This window comes from Morococcus cerebrosus (genome assembly GCF_022749515.1).
Taxonomy (GTDB): Bacteria; Pseudomonadota; Gammaproteobacteria; order Burkholderiales; family Neisseriaceae; genus Neisseria; species Neisseria cerebrosa.
Genome location: NZ_CP094242.1, coordinates 1,548,476 through 1,568,376, shown reverse-complemented (window position 1 = coordinate 1,568,376; position 19,901 = coordinate 1,548,476). Strand labels below are relative to the sequence as shown.

Sequence of the window (19,901 nt, the reverse complement as noted above, 5' to 3'; positions counted from 1 at the left end):
GATATTTTCAGACGACCTTAATGAAGCGGCAGTCTGCGGATGTTACGGTTTGGTGTATCAAGGTCGTCTGAAAAAATCCAATCTTACAAAAAGCATTGCAACAAATCGTTTAAAAACAACCGTCCCCGTTCGGTCGGGCGGAACACGGTCGGGTCGGTTTCCAGCAAACCTCTTTGTCTTGCCGTTTCGATTTGCGCCATGATTTTGGCGGCGGGTACGCCTGTGCGTTCCTGCAACATCGCGGCGGGTACGCCGTCGGTCAGGCGCAGGGCGTTCATCATGAATTCGAACGGCAAATCTTCGGCGGCAACGGTTTTGCGTTCGACGGCAACACTTGGCTGACTTTGCATTAAGGCGAGGTAGTCGTTGGGATGGCGGCGGCGGACGGTGCGCTCAATGCGGTCGGGGTAGGAAATTTTGCCGTGTGCGCCCGCGCCTATGCCCAAATAATCGCCGAACTGCCAGTAGTTCAAATTATGGCGGCACTGCATGGCGGGTTTCGCAAAAGCCGATGTTTCGTAGTGGATAAAACCCGCGCCTTCCAGCGCGCCGTGTACCGCGTCTTCGATGTCGAGGGCGGCTTCGTCTTGCGGCAAACCTTTCGGCGGCGTATGACCGAACGGCGTGTTCGGCTCCATCGTCAGATGATACGCGCTGATGTGGGTCGCACCCGTGGCGATGGCGGTTTGCACGTCGTCCAATGCCGTCTGAACGGTCTGGTTCGGCAGGGCATACATCAAGTCGATATTGACTTTATCAAATAATTTCAAGGCGGTAGCTATGGCGGTTAAGGCTTCTTTGCCGTTGTGGACGCGCCCCAGCCTTGAGAGCATATCGTCGTTGAAACTCTGCACGCCAATAGAAAGCCGCGTGATACCCGCGTCTTTAAATCCTTGAAACTTCTCGATTTCAAACGTGCCCGGATTGGCCTCCAACGTAATTTCCGCTTCCGGCTGCAAGCGTAACAGCGAACGCACGCCGCTTAACAAACGGTCAATCGATTCCGCCTGAAACAGGCTGGGCGTACCGCCGCCGAAAAATATCGTTTCCACCGGCCTGCCCCAAATATTCGGCAATTCAAGCTGCAAGTCGGTCAGCAACGCGTCGATATAGGCGTCTTCGGGCAATCCGTTTTTCAGGCTGTGGGAATTGAAGTCGCAATACGGACATTTCTTGATGCACCACGGGATGTGGATATAGAGCGACAGTGGCGGCAGGGCGGTGAGCTGTCCGGCTTGGGAGAATGTGATTTGGGTCATGGTGTGTTTTAGGGATTGAGGTCCTTGGATTCGGATTTCAAGTGCAACACTAGGGTACCAGTGGTTGGAACAGATTTAAGAATAAAACACTTGGCGTTTCGTAGCCAAGTGTTTTTCTCGGCCGGTGGTTCAACTCATCTTGAACCCTGCGTATCTCCCGATCGCTGATGTTTCGGAAATCGGTTTGTTTGGGGAAATATTGCCGGATGAGTCCATTGGTGTTCTCATTCAGCCCTTTCTCCCAAGAATGGTAAGGGCGGCAAAAATAGGTTTTCGCCTTCAAGGCTTTGGCTATTTTGGTGTGTTGGTAGAACTCTTTGCCGTTATCCATGGTGATGGTGTGGACTCTGGCTTTATATGCCTTTAATACCCTAATGGCCGCCCGGGCAGTGTCTTCGGCTTTTAAGTTCTTTAATTTGCAGATGATGGTGTAGCGGGTAGTGCGTTCGACCAAGGTCAATAACGCGCTTTTCTGATTTTTGCCGACGATGGTGTCGGCCTCCCAATCGCCGATGCGGGTTTTCTGGTCGACGATAGCAGGTCGGTTCTCTATGCCGACGCGGTCGGGCACTTTGCCTCTGGTCCATGTGCTGCCGTAGCGTTTGCGGTAGGGTTTGCTGCATATTCTGAGGTGTTGCCACAAAGTGCCGCCGTTGCTTTTGTCTTGGCGAAGGTAGCGGTAAATGGTGCTGTGATGGAGTGTGATCCCGTGGTGTTTATGCAGGTAGGCACATACTTGTTCGGGACTGAGTTTGCGGCGGATAAGGGTGTCGATGTGTTGAACCAGCTGCGAATCGAGCTTATAGGGTTTTCGCCGGTGCTGTTTGGTCAGCCGGCTTTGCTTCTGTGCTTTTTCGGCGCTGTATTGCTGTCCTTGGATGCAGTGCCGCTTGATTTCTCGGCTGATGGTGCTTTTGTGGCGGTTGAGCTGTTTGGCGATTTCGGCGATGGTGCAGTGGCGGGACAGGTATTGGATATGGTATCGTTCGTCTTGGGTCAGTTGTGTGTAGCTCATGGCAATCTTTCTTGCAGGAAAGGCCGTATGCTACCGCATACTGGCCTTTTTCTGTTATGGAAAGTTGCACTTCAAATGCGAATCCGCCGTCGTCTGAAATTTTTTCAGACGACCTGTTATTAATTTATAAATTTATAAGGCTTCAATTTTTCTCAACAATTCCCGCAACGCCTGCCCTCTATGGCTTTCGGCATTTTTGATTTCGGGGTCAAGCTCGGCGGCGGTGCAGTTGTGTTCGGGCAGGTAGAAATGAGGGTCGTAGCCGAAGCCGTGGGTTCCTGCGGCTTCTGCCTGCCATTGTCCGTGCCAAATGCCTTCGGCGATGATGGGTTGCGGGTCGTTTTCGTGGCGGACGAGGACGAGCACGCAGACGTAGTAGCAGCTTTTGTCGGCTTTGTCGGCGAGGTCGTCTGAAAGGCGTTTGTTGTTGGCGGCATCGGATTTGGGATTGGCTCCGGCATAGCGGGCGGAGAGGACGCCGGGTGCGCCGTTTAATGCGGCGGCGCAGATACCGGAGTCGTCGGCGAGCGCGGGCAGGCCGCTGTGTTTGGCGGCGTGGCGGGCTTTGGCGAGCGCATTTTCGACGAAGGTGCGGTACGGCTCGGGGCATTCGGGCGTGTCGAACTGGGATTGCGGCAGGACTTCGATGTTCAAATCGGCGAAGAGGCGGGAAAATTCTTTGAGTTTGCCTGCGTTGCCGCTGGCGAGGACGATTTTGTCGAACATGGGTTTTCCTTAATGGGGTTCGGTTTGTTGCGAGCGCATGATTTGTGCGCGGGCTTTATGGCGGATGTAGAGGGCGAGGCTGCCGATTTGGGCGAAGACGGCGCCGAAGGCGAATAGGAAGGCGGCGACGGCGAATTGTTTGCTTTGGATGGAAAGCAGGTAGGCGCCCAACGTTACCAATGCGATGAAGAGCAGGGTGAAGAGGACGGTCAGAATGAGGAAGGTTCGGCGTTTGGTCATTGGTTTTGTTTGTTTCTTTTAGATTTCAGGTAGCCTTAACGGCAGATGGGGGAAGCTTGCTTCCGCTCACAGCCGCACATTGTGGCAGGCTTCGTACACTGGCAGCAGGCGGTGCAGGGTTTCGACTAGCCAGGTCGCGCTGCCAGCCGTTGCACCAGCGTTCGATATGCGGCGGGGCAAAGCCCGCGCCCAGTTGTGAGGCTACCTGTAAAACCAACGTGCGCCACACTTGCCACGCGGCTTTGTAGTCGGCCTTGCTTGGTTTGCGCTTCGGTTTCGGGCTGGTATTGGCGGATTTGGGCGAACTGGAAAAATGGGCGTTGGAATAGGTCGCAGCTTTGCGGGGTGAGCATGATGGTTTGGCGGGGCATGAAAAAGGGAGAGGCTACCTGAAAAATAGATTTTCAGGTAGCCTCAAACCGGTTTGGCATGCATCCGAAACGGAAAATTTGAGCGGTTACATACCTTGGGTTGGTGGCAGTGTTATTTCAACTTGGCTGCCAATTCGTCGAATTTTTGTTTGATGTCGGCCTTGAAGGCTTCCACTATCTCTTTGCGTTCTTTGCGTTCGGCTTTGCGCTGTTTTTTCCAAGCTTCGTGTGCCTGACGTGCCACTTCTTCCTGCGCTTCTATTGCTGCCAATACGTCCTGTTGGGCAACGACTGCATCTTGCCGGAGAATAACGGTTTTGAAACGGTGGAAGAAAGCATCCAATACAGCCTCGTCGGATTCTTGCGCCAAAATAATGATTGCAGTACTGCCGTTATCCAGTTTTTTGGCTGTATTTTCCAGCAACGCCCCCTCTTCCAATGTTTGGGCAGTACCTGCATCACTGCCGATGAGTGCGCCAGTAGCTCCACCCAACAGAACACCGATAGGACCGCCGAGAATGCCGACCAGTGAACCAATGAGGCCGCCCGTCCATGTGCCTTCGACCGTATTGGCGGTAAAGTCGGTGCTTTCTGCTGGGATAATCAGGTCATTTTCCTTTTTAACCAAAACGGCTTGTGCCACCAAAGTATCTGTTGTCTGCGAGTAAGCTTTCAATTCAGAAAAGGCTTGATAAGCTTCGCTGGAGATGTTGAATAAGACAACGATGATGTTTTGTTTCATAAGTCTACTCCCGTGGGTTGAAAGATTTAAGAACATACAAGTTGTATGCGGTGTCAGTGTAAATTGCAAGGGGGGGGGAGCAATGCGGCAAACAGAACTTTACCTATGTAAAGCCTGTAGAACCGGCAAATGGATAACGAACAATACCCAGCCTTAATGGGATTCGGTTTGTTGCTCACGCATGATTTGTGCGCGGGCTTTGTGGCGGATGTAGAGGGCGAGGCTGCCGATTTGGGCGAAGACGGCGCCGAATGCGAACAGGAAGGCGGCGACGGCGAACTGTTTGCTTTGGATGGAAAGCAGGTAGCCGCCGAGCATGATGAGTGCGATGAAAATCAGGGTGAACAGGGCGGTCAGCAGGAGGTAGGTTTTTTGTCGGTTCATGATTGAAAGGGTGAAAGTGAATGAGGCGGATTATAGCGCAGGCTGTTGTTTGAAATTTGAAAAAAGTGTCCCGCGGGTTTTGTTGTGATACACATTTTGTCAGGCAAACTGTGTGAACAGCCTGTGTATAAATTGGTTTGACGATTGATATACAAACAAAAAATCATGTTGCTTAAAAATGATGCACATCCGGTAAGGTCGTCTGCAACGGAAGCCGCTTTTCAGACGACCTCTAACATTTCCCTGTATAATCACGCTTTTGTTCAAACGCTTGTACTTCCCGATATGATTTATCCGTGGCATCAAAACCAGTGGCGGCAGCTTGCCGGCCATTGGGAAAACCGTCCGAACGCTTGGCTGTTTACCGGCAAGGAAAACACCGGTAAGACAGCGTTTGCACGGTTTGTGGCGCAGGCTTTGCTGTGCGAATCGCCTCGGGAAGATCATCAGCCTTGCGGCGTATGCGCTTCGTGTCATTTGTTTTTGCAAAACAGCCATCCCGATTTTTACGAACTCACTCCTGAAATCCCCGAAGACGGTGCGGTCGGGCGAAAATTGTTGCAGATTAAAATCGATGCCGTGCGCGATATTGTGGAAAATATTTATCTGACGGCTGTGCGCGGAGGATTGCGGGTGGTATTGGTGCATCCCGCTGAAAGTATGAACGTACAGGCGGCAAACGGCTTGCTCAAAGCTTTGGAAGAGCCGCCGCAACACGTTGTTTTTTTGATGGTTACGCATGCACGCGACAAGCTTCTTCCGACCATTAAAAGCCGTTGCCGCCAGATGGTTCTGCCCGCACCTTCACGTGATGAAGCTTTGGCATATCTTCGGAAAGAGGGTGTAGGTGATGCGGAATCTTTGCTGGCTTTTCACAGCGGTGCGCCTTTGTTTGCCCATACGCCCGAAATGGATGACTTGCGCGAAGAACTGCTCACTTTGCTTGCCGCACCGCGTCTGTTGACGATACTCGACTACGCCGCTGCGTTTGACAAACACAAACAGCCGTTGGCAGTCTTCATCGATTGGATGCAAAAATGGCTGTTGGATGTCGGCTTGGCGCAACAACAAATGCCGCCGCTTTATTATCCCGATTACGCGCAGGCATTGTCGCAGACGGCTTCCAAAACCGATCCGCGCCGCCTGTTTGCGCTGACGGGTCGTCTGAACGCACTCAGCCCTTACGGATACCACACCTTGAGTGTTAAAATGCAGCTTGAGTATCTGCTGACTGAATATCTCGAATTTTGGCAAAACAAATAATCAGATAAGGTAAAACAAAATGGTAAACAACAATAAAGACATTCCGGCGAAAATGATGGCGTTGCAGCTTAAAGACCCGACCCTGCTCTACAACTGCTATATGCCGTTTCTCGAACACGGTGGACTTTTCGTTCCGACCGAAGACGTATTTTCATTGGGCGAAGACATCCTGCTCGCCGTTGAAATCGCCGATTACCCCAAACGCTTCCTGCCTACCAAAGTCGTCTGGATCAATCCCGCCCGTACTTCCGCACACCGTCCTAAAGGCGTCGGGCTGGCATTTTCCGAACACGAAAGCTGCCTTCAGGCGAAAACCCTGATTGAAGGCGAGCTGGGACCGAAACTGCGCAGCGACCGCGTTACCTTCACGCTTTAAAATCATGCATTTAATCGATTCGCACTGCCACCTCAATTTCGAAGGCTTAAGCAACCGCCTGCCTGAAGTGTTCGCCAACATGGAAGAACAAAGCGTCAAGCAGGCGCTTGCCATCAGCGTGAGCAAACAGAGTTTCGCCGAAGTCTTCAGCATTGCCCAAGCCAATGAACAGATTTACTGCACCATAGGCGTCCACCCCGACAGTCAAGAAGCCGAAGAATTTACCGTCGCTGAAATGGTAGAAGCGGCAAAACACCCGAAAGTCGTCGGCATAGGCGAAACGGGCTTGGATTATTACTGGTGCAAAGGCGATCTGGCATGGCAGCACCGCCGCTTCGCCGAACACATTCAAGCCGCCAACGAAGGCGGTTTGCCCGTGATTGTTCATACCCGCGATGCCGCCGCCGATACTTTGGCGATTCTGAAAGAAGGTCAAACCAACTCCGGCGTTATCCACTGCTTCACCGAAGATACTGCTTTCGCCAAAGCTGCTTTAGATTTGGGGCTATACATTTCCTTCTCCGGCATTGTTACCTTCAAAAATGCCCCGCAAATTCAGGAAGCTGCCAAATACGTCCCTGTAGATCGAATGCTGGTTGAAACCGATGCCCCGTTTCTCGCTCCGGTTCCCAAACGCGGCAAGCCTAACGAACCCTCCTATGTCCGTTATACTGCCGAATTTGTGGCGAAACTGCGCGGCGAACCCGTAGAAACGCTTGCCGCTTACACTAGCGACAATTTCTATCGTTTGTTCAATAAAGTACCCGACATCCGTGTTTGATTCGAATGGAAAAAGGTCGTCTGAAAATGCTTCAGACGACCTTTTTTGATGTTTGAAACCGTCAAACGGCTTGCTTATTTGTCGTGGCGCACCATCTTCGGCGCGTAGCGTCCGGCGCGTTCTTTGAGGCGTTTGACCAGGCCTTCGGTGGTGTTCGGTACACCGTCGACACAGAAGGCCTGGTAGAGGACGGCACGCATTGCGTCGTTTTTGTTGAAGGTTGAGCCTATGGGTTTCCATTCGGCTTTGCGCGGCTCGATCCAGCGGCGGTTGACGGTGTCGCCGTAGCCGAACACTTTATAAGACGAGCGTTTGTCTTTGCCATATGTGAAGGAAGAGTGGGCGCAGAAGAGGCCTTCGACGGTCAGGTTGTCATGGCCTTTGTCGGAACGGACGTTGAGGATGTAGCGGATGCTGCCGTCGGGAGAGGGCATGATTTGCAGGCTGCTGAGGAGGATTTTGGGCTGTTTGCCGTAGTCTTCGCTGACGTAGAGGTCGAACCAGTCGCCGGATTGGGTGTCGGGCAGCGGCGGGAGCGCGGTTTTTTGTTCGGCGAACTCGCGGGCTGCGGCTTCTTCGGGGCTTTCTTTGTAGCGTGTGTTGAAGGGGGTATCTTTTTCGCTGAATCCGGCGGCGTTGACTGCCGTGGCGGCGAGGCAGAGGGTTAGGAGGGCGAGACGGCGCATGGTGTGCTCCAAAGTGAAAAACGGCTTTATTTTATGGGTTCGGCGGGGTGGGGTGCAAGTAAGTACGGTATAATTCATGTTAATCCTGTTAACGGAACATCCGAAAATATGAACGCACACACCTTAGACCTGAAGGGGCTCAGATGCCCTTTGCCGATTTTGAAAACCAAAAAAGCCTTGGCGCAAATGGAGGCGGGCGAAGTCCTGACCGTGTTGGCGACCGACGGCGGCGCGCCCGGCGATTTTGAGGCTTTCTGCCGCCAGACCGGGCATGTCTTGCTCGAATCGCGCGAAGAAGACGGCGTGTTCACGCTGGTCGTGAAACATAAATAGAGGTCGTCTGAAAATGGCGAAACGTCCGATTTCAAGGCTTTTGACGCTTGCCGCTTTCTCCGTTTTATTGACGGCGTGCGGCAGGGAGGAAGTGCCGCCCGAGCAGATGGCGGATCGTGCGAACGCGGCGGCGGAATTGTTCCGTCAAGGCTGCGTCGCTTTTGACGGGGCTGCCGATAGAGTGCGCTCTTTTGCCGATAATGAAAAGTTGACGGCTTTGAACGCGGAAGAAATCGGCAGGCTGCCCGCAGGTTTCATCGAGCTGGATGCGCTTGCCGTTTGGAAGAAAACGCAGGACGGCGCGGATTATTATTTGAGCCTGACCGGCGACAGTTGCAGCGTGAAGACGGCGCGGGCGGACGAAAACTTGATACGCAAGCAGTTTATGGTGCTGGTCGAAAACCCGCCGAAGGGTTTGAACAACGAATTGCGCACCGATCAAGCCTCTGAATCGCCGGTTCCGATCCGTCAGCTTTCTTATGCGTGGCGCGCGTCGGGTAGCCCGGAAGAAACCCTGCTGACCGTCAAAACCACCCCGTCCGACCAGTTGCCCGTGCAGGCGGTGTTTTACCTGACGCATCAGTCCTACAACGGCAAGCCTGTCCTTGTGCAATAGCCTTTTCAGACGACCTTTAAGGGAACATCAAGGGGTCGTCTGAAACCCAAAAATCTAAAAAGGAACACTCATGCAAACCCTGACCATCATCCGCCCCGACGATATGCACCTGCACCTGCGCGACGGCGACGCGCTCAAAGCCGTTGCCCCCTATACCGCCCGCCAGATGGGGCGTGCCGTCATCATGCCCAACCTCAAGCCGCCCGTCGTCAGCGTAGCCGACGCGCTTGCCTACAAAGCGCGCATCATGGCGGCATTGCCCGAAGGCAGCGCGTTTGAGCCGTTGATGACGCTTTACCTGACCGACCAAGCCACACCCGAGCTGGTGCGCGAAGCCAAAGCCGCCGGCATCGTCGCCTTCAAACTCTACCCCGCAGGTGCGACGACCAATTCCGATTCCGGCGTAACCGACCTGTTCAAACTCATACCCGTTTTGGAAGAAATGGCAAAACAGGGCATCCTGTTCCTCGTTCACGGCGAAGTAACCGACCCCGAAATCGACATCTTCGACCGCGAAGCCGCCTTTATCGAGCGCGTGATGAAACCCGTTTTGGCGCAAGTGCCGAATCTCAAAGTCGTGTTCGAACATATCACCACCGCCGAAGCCGCCCGCCTTGTTTTGGAAGCAGGCGACAACGTTGCCGCCTCCGTTACCCCGCAACACCTCCTGCTCAACCGCAACGACCTCTTGGTCGGCGGCGTACGCCCCCATCATTTCTGCCTACCCGTACTCAAACGCGAGACCCACCGTCAGGCATTGGTCGCCGCCGTTACCGGCGAGAAGGCACACAAATTCTTCCTCGGCACCGACTCCGCGCCGCACGCCAAATCCGCCAAAGAAAACGCCTGCGGCTGCGCCGGCATGTTCAGCGCCATGACCGCCATCGAGCTTTACGCCGAAGTGTTTGAAAAAGCAGGCGCATTGGACAAACTCGAAGCCTTCGCCTCGAAAAACGGCGCAAGGTTCTACGGCATTCCCGAAAACGCCGACACGATCACCCTCGTCAAACAAAGCCAAACCGTCCCCGCAAGCGTCCCCTACGGCGACGGCGAACTCGTCCCAATGCGCGCGGGCGGCGAGATAGGCTGGACAGTCAAATATTGAGCCGAACCTGATTGAACTGACGTATGAAAATGCCTGCCCGAAAAAGGGCAGGCATTTTGGTTTGATGGTGAATTCAAATGGGAAATATTCAATCATCGTCATTCCCGCGCAGGTGGGAATCTTGAGGTTTGGATTTACAGTAATCTTTAAGTATAGTGGATTAACTTTAAACCAGTACGGCGTTGCCTCGCCTTGCCGTACTATTTGTACTGTCTGCGGCTTCGTCGCCTTGTCCTGATTTAAATTTAATCCACTATATTTCTGAAATGCAGAGGTCTGGATTCCCGCCTGCGCGGGAATGACGGTAATTGGTTAGTATTCGTATACAAAAGAACGCAAAAAGGTCGTCTGAAAACAGGTATAGAGTGGTTCGCTAAATCGTTTTCAGACGACCTTAAATCAACGGACTGTTCAACACTATCTATTCTTCTTTTTGGAAAACGTGGTTGCGGTGATACTCGAAATATTTTTTGCTTTTCGGTCGAATTTTCAATTTCATATCGGAAGAAATCCCAAGCCGCTTTTGATTTTTCAGATCGATTTTCGGACTGATTTTTATCGTACCGTCGGTCTCAAACGTAATCAGACCGCTATCGAATAATGCGTCGATATTGGGTGCGAGCATCAGACCATTGGAGGGGTCTAGACGCTCTTCATTGTTGCACTTGCTCCAAGGTTTAATATGGCTGGCAATAAGTAAAGACTGAACATCTAGACCTGTTAGCGGGCAGTTCGGATACAGTTCGAGTAGTTTTTGCCGGAATCTGCCTTGCCCTAAACGGGCTTTGATCAAAGTTTCAATTTCGGTTCGCTTGTTTGAATTGGTCTCGGAGGCTAAACGTTTTTCGAGTTTGTATATATCAGATTTTAAGGATAGGGCAGAAGTTACCTGAAAATTTTGTATTCCTGTGAGCTGTTCTACCGGTAATCCTTTTTCCTTACAGATTCTGCATGGATTTAGCCCTTTTTGATATTTGACCCAGCTCCATTGTTCAAGTTCTTCGATTGAGTTTGAGCAAACTTTGAAATAGTCTGAAGCTTTTGTTGTCCAATTTTTGTCTTTTTTTTCAATTGGAAAGCTACTACAACTAGCTTTGTGTAATTTAGGGTATATAGGGGAGACTTTACCTTTTTTGTTTATGTTTAGTACAAAACCATTTTGGTTGTTCTTAAGCCATTCAATAAAAGCAGCATCATTTGGCATATCTTCAAAAATTACTATGTCAGACATAAGATTCTCCAAATCTTTTCTATAAATTCAATTAAGTGTATTTGTATATATATAGGTTCGAGACAAAAAATCTAGGCTGTCATTCCCGCGCAGGCGGGAATCCAGAAGTTTGGATTTACAGTAATCTTTAAATATTTCTGAAATGCAGGGGTCTGGATTCCCGCCTGCGCGGGAATGACGGCAGTCGGCTCGGTCTTATACGCAAAAGAACATATAAAGGTCGTCTGAAAACAGATAGAGCAGGTTTCGCTAAATCGTTTTCAGACGACCTTTTCTTTAAAGCCGAATCAAATCAGCCTGAGACCTTTGCAAAAAAGCCCTTCCCCCCGACAGCCGAAACCCAAACACAGGTTTTCGTCTATTTCCGCCCCTAATTGCTCCTGATTTTACCCAAATATCCCCTTAATCCTCCCCGAATACCCGATAATCAGGCATCCGGGCCGCCTTTTAGGCGGCAACAGGCACACTTAGCCTGTTAGCCGCTTTCAACAGGTTTAAACACATCGCCTTCAGATGGCTTTGCGCACTCACTTTGAGCAGACCAAAATAGGCTGCCCGGGCGTAGCGGAATTTACGGTGCAGCGTACCAAAGCTTTGCTCGACCACATAACGGGTCTTCGACAAATATCGGTTGCGTTTGGTTTGCGCTTCCGTCAGCGGACGGTTGCGGTGGGCTTTGCGCATAATGCCGTCCAGCAACCGATGTTCTTTCAGATGTTGCCGGTTTTCCGCACTGTCGTAGCCTTTATCGGCATAGACGGTCGTACCTTCGGCAATGCCTTCCAGCAAAGGCGACAGGTGGTTGCACTCATGGGTATTGGCGGGGGTGATGTGCAGTTTCTCGATATAGCCTTCCTCATCGGTACGGGTATGTTGTTTGTAACCGAGTTTGTAGAGACCGTTTTTCTTTGTCCAGCGGGCATCTTTGTCTTTACTCGGTGTGGTTTGGCCGCTGACTTGTCCTTCTTCATCGACTTCTATGGCCTGACGCTGTTTGCTGCCGGCGGTCTGAATAATGGTGGCGTCAATGACGGCGGCGGATGCTTTCTCTACTTTTAGGTTTTTTTCGGTCAGTTGGCGGTTAATCAGTTCCAGCAATTCGGACAGGGTGTCGTCTTGCGCCAGCCAGTTGCGGTAGCGGCATAAGGTGCTGTAATCGGGGATGCTCAGTTCGTCAAAACGGCAAAATAGGTTGAAATCGATGCGGGTGATGAGACTGTGTTCGAGTTCGGGATCGGAGAGGCTGTGCCATTGTCCGAGCAGGACGGCTTTGAACATGGACAACAGTGGATAGGCGGGACGGCCGCGGTGGTCTCGAAGGTAACGGGCTCTTTGACGATTCAGGTATTGTTCGATCGGTTGCCAATCAATCACCTGATCCAACTTCAATAATGGGAAGCGGTCGATGTGTTTGGCGATCATGGCTTGTGCGGTTTGCCGGAAGAAGGTGCTCATGGAAAATCCCCTAAATGTCTTGGTGTGAATTTAGGGGATTTTGGGGAATTTTGCAAAGGTCTCAGCCTGCCGGTTAACCCAACGCCTTCCTTGCTCCGGCGAAGAGGCGGTACCAGCCGGACAGTTCCGTCCAGTCTTCCGGTTTCCAGCTCATTTGCGTGGCGCGGTACACGCGTTCGGGGTGGGGCATCATGATGGTGACGCGACCGTCGGCGTTGGTGACGCCAGCGATGCCTTGCGGCGAGCCGTTCGGGTTGAGCGGGTAGGTTTGGGTAACTTGGTTTTGTCCGTCGACGTATTGCAGCGCGATGCCGAGGCCGTCTGAAATTTTGCCGCCGTGAAGCGCGAAGTCGGCGCGGCCTTCGCCGTGGCTGACGACGACGGGCAGGCTGGAGCCCTGCATTTCGTTCAGGATCAGGGAGGTTGATTTGGGAACGTGAACCATGCTCAGGCGCGCTTCGAACTGTTCGCTCAGGTTGCGTTTGAACTTCGGCCAGCCTGCCGTGCCGGGGATGATTTCGGCGAGGTTGCTGACCATCTGGCAGCCGTTGCACACGCCCAATGTCAGCGTGTCCGGGTCGGCGAAGAAGGCGGCGAACTGGTCGCGCAAGGCGGGGTGGAACAGGATGGATTTCGCCCAGCCTTCGCCCGCGCCGAGTACGTCGCCGTAGCTGAAGCCGCCGCACGCCGCCAGCATTTTGAAGTCGGCAAGGTGGACGCGGCCTGCCATAAGGTCGGACATATGCACGTCGTAGGCATCGAATCCGGCGCGGGTGAAGGCGGCGGCCATTTCGATTTGCCCGTTCACGCCCTGTTCGCGCAGGATGGCGATTTTGGGTTTTGCGCCGCTGTTGACGAAAGGCGCGGCGATGTCTTCGTTCACGTCAAATTTCACGTCGGCAAACAATGCGCTGCGTTCGTTGTCGCCAATCAGGGCGAACTCGCTGTCGGCGCAGGCGGGGTTGTCGCGCAGTTTTTGGATGGCGTGGCTGGTTTCCTGCCATGCGCGTTGCAGGTCGGCGCGGGTTTGTTCCAACACGATGCCTGCCTGATTGCGGATAACGATTTTTTCGTCAGAACCGATGGTGGCAACGGTATGCAAGGGCAGCGTTGCCGCTTTAAACAAGGCTTCTACTGCCGCAACATCTTGTTTGGCGATTTGGATCACTGCGCCCAGTTCTTCATTGAACAATGCGCGGATGCTGGCTTCGTTGACGTCGGCTTGGTTGGCAACCAGTGAAGTCAAATCCACATTCAATCCGCAACGCCCCGCAAACGCCATTTCCATCAACGTGGTAAACAAACCGCCGTCGCTGCGGTCGTGATACGCCAAAAGTTTGTCTTCGGCGACAAGTTGCTGAATCACGTTGTAAAACGCTTTCAGACGACCTGTATCGTCCAAATCGGGCGCATCGCCGCTCATGTTGTTGTACACCTGACCGAACGCCGAGCCGCCCATACGCGCTTTGCCGAAGCCCAAATCGACAAACAGCAATACGCTGTCTTCGACGTTTTTCAATTCGGGCGTAACGGTTTTGCGCACGTCTTGAACTGGCGCGAACGCGGAAATAATCAGGCTCAACGGCGAGACGACGGATTTTTTCTCTTCGCCGTCCTGCCAAACGGTTTTCATCGACAGGCTGTCTTTGCCCACGGGAATGCTCAAATCCAATGCCTGACAGGCTTGGGAAACGGCTTCGACGGTGCGGTAGAGTTTTTCGTCTTCGCCCTCGTTGCCGCACGCCGCCATCCAGTTGGCGGAGAGCTTGATGTTGCCGATGTCGCCGATGTTGACCGCCGCGATGTTGGTGATGGCTTCGCCGACGCACATTCTGCCCGAGGCAGGCGCGTCAAACAGGGCGACGGTCGGTTTTTCGCCCATGCTCATCGCTTCGCCGCGATAGGTGTTGAAGCCCATCATGGTAACGGCGCAGTCGGCTACGGGGGTTTGGTATTTGCCGACCATTTGGTCGCGGTGGGTCATGCCACCGACGCTGCGGTCGCCGATGGTAATCAGGAAGTTTTTAGCGGCTACGGTAGGCAGATGCAGAACGCGGTAGGCGGCTTCGGTAATGTCGATATCGCTGGTGTTAAACGGTTTTTCAGACGGCGTAACCGTTTTGTCGGTACGTGTGGTTTTAGGCGGTTTGCCGAGCAAAACGTTCAACGGCAAATCGACAGGATTGTTGGAGAATAAGTCGTCGCGTACTTTCAAATGACCGTCGTCGGTCGCCGTGCCGACTACGGCAAACGGGCAGCGTTCGCGTTCGCAGATGGCGCGGAAGGTGTCCAAATCTTTTTCCAAAATCGACAACACATAACGCTCTTGCGATTCGTTGCACCAGATTTGCAGCGGGTTGAGGCCGTGTTCTTCCAGCGGCACTTCGCGCAGCTTGAATACCGCGCCGCGTCCGGCATCGTTGACGAGTTCGGGGAAGGCGTTGGACAGACCGCCCGCGCCGACGTCGTGGATGGAGATAATCGGGTTTTTGTTGCCGAGCTGCCAGCAGCGGTCGATTACTTCCTGCGCGCGGCGTTCGATTTCGGGGTTGCCGCGTTGTACGGAGTTGAAGTCCAAAGACGCGTCGTTTGTGCCGGTATTCATCGAAGAAGCCGCGCCGCCGCCCAAGCCGATAAGCATACCCGGGCCGCCCAGTTGGATCAGCAACGCGCCTTCGGGGATTTCGTCTTTGTGTGTTTGTTGTGCCTGAATGCTGCCCAAACCGCCGGCAATCATAATCGGTTTGTGGTAGCCGCGAACCTGACCGTCAAACTTCTCTTCAAAAGTGCGGAAGTAGCCCAAGAGGTTCGGACGGCCGAATTCGTTGTTGAACGCTGCGCCGCCGATCGGGCCTTCGATCATGATGTCTAAAGGGGAAGCAATATGGCCGGGTTTGCCGTAGGCTTGTTCCCAAGGCTGCTCCAAACCAGGGATATTCAGGTTGGAGACGGTAAAGCCGGTCAAGCCCGCTTTCGGACGCGAACCTTTGCCTGTCGCGCCTTCATCGCGGATTTCACCGCCCGCGCCCGTTGCCGCGCCCGCAAACGGCGCGATGGCAGTCGGGTGGTTGTGCGTTTCCACTTTCATGATGATATGCGTGTCTTCCTCGTGGAAACGGTAGCCTTGGTTTTCCGCCGCATTCGGATAGAAACGCTCGATTTTCGCGCCTTCGATCACGGACGAATTGTCTTTATAGGCAACGACCGTGCCTTCGGGATGCGCGTTGTGCGTGTCGCGAATCATACCGAAGAGGGATTTCGGCTGTTTTTCGCCGTTGAGGATGAAATCGGCGTTGAAGATTTTGTGGCGGCAGTGTTCGCTGTTTGCCTGCGCGAACATCATCAGCTCCACATCGGACGGATTGCGCTGCAAAGCCTGATAGTTTTCAACCAGATAATCGATTTCGTCGGCGGAGAGTGCCAAACCCATTTCGGTATTGGCTTTGACCAAAGCCTCTTTCCCGCCGCCCAAAACATCGACGGTGGAGAAAGTTTCGGATTCGAGATGGTGGAATAATTTGGAGGCCGTCTGAAAATCGGGCAGCACGGATTCGGTCATGCGGTCGTGCAGCAACGCTGCCCATTGCTGTTTCTCATCGTCGTTCAGACGACCTTCCAGCCATACCGCCATGCCGCGTTCGATGCGCTCTATGCCTTCCAAACCGCAGTTTTCCGCGATATTGGTCGCCTTGGAAGCCCACGGCGAAATCGTACCCAAACGGGGCGTTACCAAAAATAAATGCAAGCCCTCGCGCGCTTCGGGCGTTTCTTTAACGCTTTGCGCCGCCAACAAGGCTTGCAGTTTTTCAACAGTCGCAGCATCCAGTGCTTTCTCGCTGCCGACAAAATACCAAAATTCGCTTTTCAGTTTCACTTCGGGCAGGCCGAGTGCGGCCGCTTTTTGCAAGAGTTTTTCAACACGGAAATCGGAAAGGGCGGTAACGCCGCGCAAGGGCAAAACAACAGACATGATTCAGCTCACAAATGCGGTTGGGAAAGGCTGTATTATACGCCGAATGGGTCTGGGTTGCTTGGTAATTTGGGTGAAAATGTTGACAATTTTTCAGACGACCTGCGGTCGGTGGGAATGTGCGTGTCGTCTGAAAATATTAAGGAATAAGGGCTTTATCTGTTTTTCTGATTTTCGTCGAAAGTCGGGTATGTGGAAAATTGCAGGAAGTAGAAGGAAGCAACTGTTTCCTTATGTCTTTATGTCAAATACCGTCATTCCCGCATCGCTGAGTGAACCGTACCGCTTATCGTTTCCCTGCTGCTTCTGTTATATTTGCCGTTTGTTCCTATCTAATCGGAGTGTGCCATGAAAAAAATCGAAGCCATCATCAAACCTTTCAAACTCGACGACGTACGCGAAGCCCTTACCGAAATCGGCATCACCGGCATGACCGTCAGCGAGGTCAAAGGGTTCGGCCGTCAGAAAGGGCATACAGAAATCTACCGCGGCGCGGAATATGCCGTCGATTTTCTGCCCAAAGTTAAAGTTGAATTGATTATTGCCGATGAAGATGTCGAAAGAGTGATTGACGTTATCATCGAAAACGCCCGTTCCGGCAAAATCGGCGACGGCAAAATCTTCGTGCTGCCTGTGGAAGAAGCTATCCGCATCCGTACGGGCGAACGCTCTGAGGCGGCGATTTGAGGGTTTTCAGACGACATTGAGGGTGTTTAAGGTCGTCTGAAAGGTTTCTGGCTGTCCATCAACCGTTGTTTCCAATATAATTCCGTTTTCAAATCCCATACGGAACAGGCCGTCTATTTTCAGACGACGGCGGATTCGCATTTGAAGTGCAACTTTCCATAACAGAAAAAGGCCAGTATGCGGTAGCATACGGCCTTTCCTGCAAGAAAGATTGCCATGAGCTACACACAACTGACCCAAGACGAACGATACCATATCCAATACCTGTCCCGCCACTGCACCATCGCCGAAATCGCCAAACAGCTCAACCGCCACAAAAGCACCATCAGCCGAGAAATCAAGCGGCACTGCATCCAAGGACAGCAATACAGCGCCGAAAAAGCACAGAAGCAAAACCGGCTGACCAAACAGCACCGGCGAAAACCCTATAAGCTCGATTCGCAGCTGGTTCAACACATCGACACCCTTATCCGCCGCAAACTCAGTCCCGAACAAGTATGTGCCTACCTGCATAAACACCACGGGATCACACTCCATCACAGCACCATTTACCGCTACCTCCGCCAAGACAAAAGCAACGGCGGCACTTTGTGGCAACACCTCAGAATATGCAGCAAACCCTACCGCAAACGCTACGGCAGCACATGGACCAGAGGCAAAGTGCCCGACCGCGTCGGCATAGAAAACCGACCTGCTATCGTCGACCGGAAAACCCGCATCGGCGATTGGGAGGCCGACACCATCGTCGGCAAAAATCAGAAAAGCGCGTTATTGACCTTGGTCGAACGCACTACCCGCTACACCATCATCTGCAAATTAAAGAACTTAAAAGCCGAAGACACTGCCCGGGCGGCCATTAGGGTATTAAAGGCATATAAAGCCAGAGTCCACACCATCACCATGGATAACGGCAAAGAGTTCTACCAACACACCAAAATAGCCAAAGCATTGAAGGCGAAAACCTATTTTTGCCGCCCTTACCATTCTTGGGAGAAAGGGCTGAATGAGAACACCAATGGACTCATCCGGCAATATTTCCCCAAACAAACCGATTTCCGAAACATCAGCGATCGGGAGATACGCAGGGTTCAAGATGAGTTGAACCACCGGCCGAGAAAAACACTTGGCTACGAAACGCCAAGTGTTTTATTCTTAAATCTGTTCCAACCACTGGTACCCTAGTGTTGCACTTGAAATCCGAATCCAAGGACCTGTTTCTTTATTTCCGCTTTTTTAAAGTCCTACAAACACTTATGCTGCTCGACCTCAACCGCTTTTCCTTTTCCGTCTTCCTGAAAGAAGTCCGCCTGCTGGCCGCCCTTGCCCTGCCCATGCTGTTGGCGCAGGTCGCGCAGGTGGGCATCGGTTTCGTCGATACCGTGATGGCGGGCGGTGCGGGCAAGGAGGATTTGGCGGCGGTGGCGTTGGGCAGCAGCGCGTTTGCCACGGTTTATATTACCTTTATGGGCATTATGGCGGCGCTGAACCCGATGATTGCCCAGCTTCACGGCGCGGGCAAAACCGGTGAAGTGGGCGAAACGGGGCGGCAGGGGATTTGGTTCGGGCTGTTTTTGGGGATTTTCGGCATGGTATTGATGTGGACGGCGATTACGCCGTTCCGCAACTGGCTGACCTTGAGCGATTATGTCGAAGGCACGATGGCGCAGTATATGTTGTTCACCAGTCTGGCGATGCCGGCGGCAATGGTGCACCGCGCCTTACACGCCTACGCTTCCAGCCTGAACCGCCCGCGCCTGATTATGTTGGTCAGCTTCGCGGCGTTTGTGTTAAACGTGCCGCTGAACTATATTTTCGTTTACGGCAAATTCGGTATGCCCGCTTTGGGCGGCGCGGGCTGCGGGTTGGCAACTATGGCGGTGTTCTGGTTCAGCGCGCTGGCGTTGTGGATTTATATCGCCAAGGAAAAATTCTTCCGCCCGTTCGGACTGACGGCAAAATTCGGCAAACCGGATTGGGCGGTGTTCAAACAGATTTGGAAAATCGGCGCGCCCATCGGGCTGTCTTATTTTTTGGAAGCCAGCGCGTTTTCGTTTATCGTGTTTTTGATTGCGCCTTTCGGCGAGGATTATGTGGCGGCGCAGCAGGTCGGCATCAGTTTGTCGGGGATTCTCTATATGATTCCGCAAAGCGTCGGCTCGGCGGGAACGGTGCGCATCGGCTTTTCATTAGGACGGCGCGAATTTTCGCGGGCGCGTTATATTTCCGGCGTATCGCTGGTATCGGGCTGGGTGCTCGCCGTGATTACCGTGCTTTCCTTGGTATTATTCCGTTCCCCGCTGGCAAGCATATACAACAATGACCCGGCGGTTTTAAGCATTGCCGCCACCGTCCTGCTGTTCGCCGGCTTGTTCCAACCGGCAGATTTCACCCAATGTATCGCATCCTACGCCCTGCGCGGCTATAAGATCACAAAGGTGCCGATGTTCATCCACGCCGCCGCCTTCTGGGGCTGCGGCCTGTTGCCGGGCTACCTGCTCGCCTACCGTTTCGATATGGGCATTTACGGCTTCTGGACGGCATTGATTGCCTCGCTCACCATCGCAGCCATCGCCTTGGTGTGGTGCTTGGAATTGTGCAGCAGGGAGATGGTCAGATTGCATAAGGTCGTCTGAAAACTCCGCCGATTAAAATATCGAAACA

At 52.9% G+C, this 19,901-nt stretch carries 20 protein-coding genes and 2 pseudogenes; 9 read left to right on the top strand and 13 right to left on the bottom strand.

Annotation, left to right across the window (positions count from 1 at the left end; genetic code table 11):
• Nucleotides 1-83 precede the first annotated feature (83 nt).
• From hemW to MON37_RS07330, 7 genes and pseudogenes are all read right to left on the bottom strand, one after another.
• On the bottom strand, nt 84-1,259 hold the full coding sequence (gene hemW / locus MON37_RS07360; RefSeq protein ID WP_039410282.1) for a radical SAM family heme chaperone HemW: 1,176 nt from the start codon (nt 1,257-1,259) through the stop codon (nt 84-86).
• 49 nt (nt 1,260-1,308) lie between these two features.
• Nucleotides 1,309-2,274: an IS30 family transposase gene (locus tag MON37_RS07355; RefSeq protein ID WP_242883583.1), complete on the bottom strand. Its 966-nt coding sequence runs from the start codon at nt 2,272-2,274 to the stop codon at nt 1,309-1,311.
• A gap of 132 nt (nt 2,275-2,406) precedes the next feature.
• Entirely contained in the window at nt 2,407-3,000 is a 594-nt protein-coding gene (gene rdgB, locus MON37_RS07350) for an RdgB/HAM1 family non-canonical purine NTP pyrophosphatase (RefSeq protein WP_039409824.1), read from the bottom strand.
• A 9-nt stretch (nt 3,001-3,009) separates the two neighbouring features.
• Nucleotides 3,010-3,240, bottom strand: a complete 231-nt coding sequence (locus tag MON37_RS07345) for an NGO_0222 family membrane protein (protein WP_019270288.1) — start codon at nt 3,238-3,240, stop codon at nt 3,010-3,012.
• A 139-nt stretch (nt 3,241-3,379) separates the two neighbouring features.
• Nucleotides 3,380-3,593: pseudogene (locus MON37_RS07340) on the bottom strand (HI_0552 family protein); the annotation flags it as partial.
• A 130-nt stretch (nt 3,594-3,723) separates the two neighbouring features.
• The gene (locus MON37_RS07335) at nt 3,724-4,353 is read right to left on the bottom strand and encodes a DUF1269 domain-containing protein (RefSeq protein ID WP_039409821.1); all 630 of its coding nucleotides are present in this window, start codon (nt 4,351-4,353) and stop codon (nt 3,724-3,726) included.
• Between the two features lie 153 nt (nt 4,354-4,506).
• The gene (locus MON37_RS07330) at nt 4,507-4,737 is read right to left on the bottom strand and encodes an NGO_0222 family membrane protein (protein ID WP_019270290.1); all 231 of its coding nucleotides are present in this window, start codon (nt 4,735-4,737) and stop codon (nt 4,507-4,509) included.
• A 285-nt stretch (nt 4,738-5,022) separates the two neighbouring features.
• Here MON37_RS07330 and MON37_RS07325 point away from each other — a divergent pair, with 285 nt between their 5' ends.
• Genes MON37_RS07325 through MON37_RS07315 form a run of 3 tightly spaced genes read left to right on the top strand, consistent with a single transcriptional unit; the run spans nt 5,023 to nt 7,157 of the window.
• Nucleotides 5,023-6,000: a DNA polymerase III subunit delta' gene (locus MON37_RS07325; protein WP_039409819.1), complete on the top strand. Its 978-nt coding sequence runs from the start codon at nt 5,023-5,025 to the stop codon at nt 5,998-6,000.
• A 19-nt stretch (nt 6,001-6,019) separates the two neighbouring features.
• Nucleotides 6,020-6,376 (top strand): PilZ domain-containing protein, encoded by a 357-nt coding sequence (locus MON37_RS07320; RefSeq protein WP_003760734.1) that lies wholly within the window; start codon nt 6,020-6,022, stop codon nt 6,374-6,376.
• Nucleotides 6,377-6,380: 4 nt separating this feature from the next.
• A complete protein-coding gene (locus MON37_RS07315) occupies nt 6,381-7,157 on the top strand; it encodes a TatD family hydrolase (protein WP_039409816.1) in 777 nt (258 codons plus the stop codon).
• 74 nt (nt 7,158-7,231) lie between these two features.
• Here MON37_RS07315 and MON37_RS07310 read toward each other — a convergent pair whose 3' ends face one another.
• On the bottom strand, nt 7,232-7,843 hold the full coding sequence (locus tag MON37_RS07310) for a CNP1-like family protein (protein WP_039409827.1): 612 nt from the start codon (nt 7,841-7,843) through the stop codon (nt 7,232-7,234).
• A 108-nt stretch (nt 7,844-7,951) separates the two neighbouring features.
• Here MON37_RS07310 and MON37_RS07305 point away from each other — a divergent pair, with 108 nt between their 5' ends.
• The 3 genes from MON37_RS07305 to pyrC all read left to right on the top strand — a co-directional run bounded on the left by MON37_RS07305 (nt 7,952) and on the right by pyrC (nt 9,897).
• Entirely contained in the window at nt 7,952-8,176 is a 225-nt protein-coding gene (locus MON37_RS07305; protein WP_009311572.1) for a sulfurtransferase TusA family protein, read from the top strand.
• A 13-nt stretch (nt 8,177-8,189) separates the two neighbouring features.
• Entirely contained in the window at nt 8,190-8,792 is a 603-nt protein-coding gene (locus MON37_RS07300; protein WP_039409813.1) for an NMCC_0638 family (lipo)protein, read from the top strand.
• A 70-nt stretch (nt 8,793-8,862) separates the two neighbouring features.
• Nucleotides 8,863-9,897 (top strand): dihydroorotase, encoded by a 1,035-nt coding sequence (pyrC, locus tag MON37_RS07295; protein WP_003741827.1) that lies wholly within the window; start codon nt 8,863-8,865, stop codon nt 9,895-9,897.
• A gap of 147 nt (nt 9,898-10,044) precedes the next feature.
• Here the strand turns inward: pyrC and MON37_RS07290 are convergent.
• From MON37_RS07290 to purL, 4 genes and pseudogenes are all read right to left on the bottom strand, one after another.
• A pseudogene (locus MON37_RS07290) lies at nt 10,045-10,158 on the bottom strand (IS5/IS1182 family transposase); the annotation flags it as partial.
• A 160-nt stretch (nt 10,159-10,318) separates the two neighbouring features.
• On the bottom strand, nt 10,319-11,128 hold the full coding sequence (locus MON37_RS07285; protein ID WP_039409810.1) for an HNH endonuclease: 810 nt from the start codon (nt 11,126-11,128) through the stop codon (nt 10,319-10,321).
• A 447-nt stretch (nt 11,129-11,575) separates the two neighbouring features.
• Nucleotides 11,576-12,583 carry an IS5 family transposase gene (locus MON37_RS07280; RefSeq protein ID WP_242883552.1) on the bottom strand — a complete coding sequence of 336 codons (1,008 nt, stop codon included), beginning with the start codon at nt 12,581-12,583 and terminating at the stop codon, nt 11,576-11,578.
• A gap of 73 nt (nt 12,584-12,656) precedes the next feature.
• Nucleotides 12,657-16,553, bottom strand: coding sequence for a phosphoribosylformylglycinamidine synthase (purL, locus tag MON37_RS07275; protein ID WP_039410194.1), 3,897 nt, complete (start codon nt 16,551-16,553; stop codon nt 12,657-12,659).
• Nucleotides 16,554-16,901: 348 nt separating this feature from the next.
• On the opposite strand from purL, the gene MON37_RS07270 reads away from it, so the two are divergent.
• Nucleotides 16,902-17,240, top strand: a complete 339-nt coding sequence (locus MON37_RS07270; protein WP_016687995.1) for a P-II family nitrogen regulator — start codon at nt 16,902-16,904, stop codon at nt 17,238-17,240.
• Nucleotides 17,241-17,246: 6 nt separating this feature from the next.
• On the opposite strand, the gene MON37_RS07265 is transcribed toward MON37_RS07270, so the two are convergent.
• Nucleotides 17,247-17,429, bottom strand: coding sequence for a hypothetical protein (locus MON37_RS07265; RefSeq protein ID WP_039410197.1), 183 nt, complete (start codon nt 17,427-17,429; stop codon nt 17,247-17,249).
• 27 nt (nt 17,430-17,456) lie between these two features.
• On the opposite strand from MON37_RS07265, the gene MON37_RS07260 reads away from it, so the two are divergent.
• Complete coding sequence (locus MON37_RS07260) at nt 17,457-18,422, top strand: IS30 family transposase (RefSeq protein WP_242883581.1); 966 nt, start codon at nt 17,457-17,459, stop codon at nt 18,420-18,422.
• A gap of 71 nt (nt 18,423-18,493) precedes the next feature.
• Nucleotides 18,494-19,873, top strand: a complete 1,380-nt coding sequence (gene norM, locus MON37_RS07255; protein WP_039405361.1) for a multidrug efflux MATE transporter NorM — start codon at nt 18,494-18,496, stop codon at nt 19,871-19,873.
• Nucleotides 19,874-19,901 lie beyond the last annotated feature (28 nt).